At 69.5% G+C, this 2,583-nt stretch carries 3 protein-coding genes; 2 read left to right on the top strand and 1 reads right to left on the bottom strand.

Features of this window, described 5'->3' with window-relative positions; translation table 11 throughout:
* The first annotated feature begins 376 nt into the window (after positions 1 to 376).
* Positions 377 to 874: a DUF3576 domain-containing protein gene (locus ACLFOB_RS14900; RefSeq protein ID WP_410918415.1), complete on the top strand. Its 498-nt coding sequence runs from the start codon at positions 377 to 379 to the stop codon at positions 872 to 874.
* Positions 875 to 895: 21 nt separating this feature from the next.
* Here the strand turns inward: ACLFOB_RS14900 and ACLFOB_RS14895 are convergent, their stop codons facing one another.
* Complete coding sequence (locus ACLFOB_RS14895; RefSeq protein WP_410926603.1) at positions 896 to 2,155, bottom strand: glycosyltransferase; 1,260 nt, start codon at positions 2,153 to 2,155, stop codon at positions 896 to 898.
* A gap of 157 nt (positions 2,156 to 2,312) precedes the next feature.
* Here ACLFOB_RS14895 and ACLFOB_RS14890 point away from each other — a divergent pair.
* Positions 2,313 to 2,583: class I tRNA ligase family protein (locus ACLFOB_RS14890; protein WP_410926602.1), on the top strand; the 271-nt coding region annotated here is incomplete at its 3' end.

Here is a 2,583-nt window from a genome sequence, read left to right as displayed (position 1 = left end):
CATACAGGATGCCGAAGCGGCCGAAGCCGCTGAAGCTGACGTCTGCGGCGGCCATGCCGGTGGTGGCGACCAGCGCAGTCGTCGCGAAGAGAACTTTTTTCATGGTTTTTTCCCTCGACTTTGTTGTCATGCGCCCCAAATCAGGGTGTCCGACTTGGGTATGAGATGTGTTTCGCCCTTTTCAGGGACGCTTTGCAAGCGAAGGGGGCGGCACTGAGGCAAAGAGGGCGCGGATGGTGCGGCGATGCCACACATGCGTCCGGCGCGCGTCACGCCCAGGCTGCAAGGCGGCGCCGGCGACGCCGCCTCGGCGAAACCCCTTGCCGAGCAAAGGCGCCTTGGGTAGGTGTTTGGCGACGTGAGGGACGGGGCAGGCATGACGGTTTCGCGGGCAGTGACGATGCTTCTGGCCGGGGTCGCGGTGGCGGCGCTTGCCGCCTGCGGGCCGCGCGACGCGCCCGCCGACCGCACCGGCGGCACGGCCTCTCCGCCCGGGCTGCCGGAAAACCACCCCGACTATGCCGGCCCCAACCGCTCGACCGTCTGGGACATCTTCCGCCCGAACCGGAACGAGAACGTCGTCGCGGTCAACCGCTACATCTGGAACGGCGCGCTTGACGTGCTGAGCTTTCTCCCGGTGGAGTCAGTGGATCCCTTCACCGGCGTGATCACCACGGGCTACGGCACGCCGCCGGGCGGCGGGGCGGCCTATCGGGCGACGGTCTACATCTCGGACCCGGCACTTGACGCGCGCTCGCTCAATGTCGCGCTGCAAAGCCGCAGCGGCCCGGTCGCCGCCTCGACCCAGCGCGCGGTGGAGGATGCGATCCTTGCCCGCGCCCGCCAGCTTCGGGAGCGCGACGGCCGCTTCTGACCGCCCGGTGCCGCGTGGGCGTCAGGCCCGCGGCGCCCGCGGGTCCAGTCGCGCCAGGCGGTCCACCCAATCCAGCTGCACCGGCAGGCAGTTGCGCCGCAGGTCGTAGGTGGCGACCGCGTGGGCGCGCGCGGCCGTGCCCAGCCTTTCGCGCAGCGCCGCGTCGTCCAGCAGCCGCTCCAGCCGGTCGATCAGCCCTGCGCGGTCGAAGAAGTCCACCATCAGCCCGGTCTCGCCGTCGGTGATCGCCTCGCGCACCGGCTCGGTGTCGCTGGCCACGATCGCCGCGCCGCTGCTCATCGCCTCCAGAAGCGACCAGCTGAGCACGAAGGGATAGGTGAGATAGACATGCGCGCGGCTCACGCGGATCAGCGCGAGAAAGCGGTCGTATGGCACCCGGCCCGGGAAGTGCACCCGCGCCCAGTCCGCATCCGCGATCTGCCCGCGCACCTCGTCGATGAAGATCTGCTTCCATGTCCTGCCCTGCGGCGGGCGGGCGCCATAGCTCGTCTCGTCGCCGCCCAGCAGGACCACCTGCGCCGCGGGCCTGCGGCGCAGGATCTCCGGCAGGGCGCGCATGAACACGTGATAGCCGCGATAGGGCTCGAGATTCCGGTTGACGAAGGTGATCACCTCGTCGTCGCGCGTCAGCACGCGGCCGCCGTCCAGTTCCAGCCGCGCGTCCGGCGTGGGCACCAGAAGGTCGGTGTCGATACCGTCATGCACCACGGTGATGCGCTCGCGGAAGCCTGCCGGAAAGGTGTTCGCCTGGAATCGCGTCGGGCTGATGCCGGCATCGCCGATCTCGAAATGCAGGCGGTTGTTGAGGTTCTTCATCCGCAGGCGCAGCGGCTCGCGCGGGCCTTCGCGGCTGGGAAACTCCGGGTCGAAGGCTACGTCGCGCCCGCCCGCCTGATGGTAGAGTTCGCAGTAGAGGCCCAGCCGCGCCGCGGGCCAGATGTCCTTCAGAAACAGGCTCTCGCCCCAGCCGGGATGGGCGAGAATGACATCCGGCTCGAACCCGGCCTCGTGCAGTTTCGTCGCGGCCGCGTGGCAGGCCTCTGCGCGGATCAGCTTGGTCTCGAAGTCCACGAGCCAGGGATGAACGTTCTGTCCGTTGCCCCGGTGCACCGCATAGGGCAGCACGCGCACGCCCTGCCACGTCGCGGGTTCCTTCACGCGCAGCGTCAGCGCCACGACGCGGTCGCCGCGGGCCGCAAGTGCCGGGGCCAGGTGCTTGTACTGGCCCGGAAAATTCTGGTGGATGACAAGGATATCCATTCAGCCCGCGCCCGTCCGCCCCCTGCAGGGTCTAGCGTCCGGCGCCCGCCGCGCCAACCGTTTCCTGCGGCGGCTTTTTGCGGTGCGGCACTGGACCCGCGCGCGGCCCTCGCCTATCACCCCGGACGCATCCGCACGGCAACCCCGAGGACCGGACATGGCCCGCTACGCCCCCGCCGAGATCGAGCCGAAATGGCAAGCTGCCTGGGACACGGCCGGCGCCTTTGCCGCGCGCCACGATCCGGCGCGCGAGAAATACTACGTGCTCGAGATGTTCCCCTACCCCTCGGGGCGCATCCACATCGGGCACGTCCGCAACTACACGATGGGCGACGTGGTCGCGCGCTACAAGCGCGCCCGCGGCTTCAACGTGCTGCACCCGATGGGCTGGGACGCCTTCGGGATGCCGGCCGAGAACGCGGCGATGG

Source organism: Rhodosalinus sp., assembly GCF_046542825.1.
Classification (GTDB): Bacteria; Pseudomonadota; Alphaproteobacteria; order Rhodobacterales; family Rhodobacteraceae; genus Rhodosalinus.
This window is presented reverse-complemented; position numbering and strand designations above follow the sequence as displayed.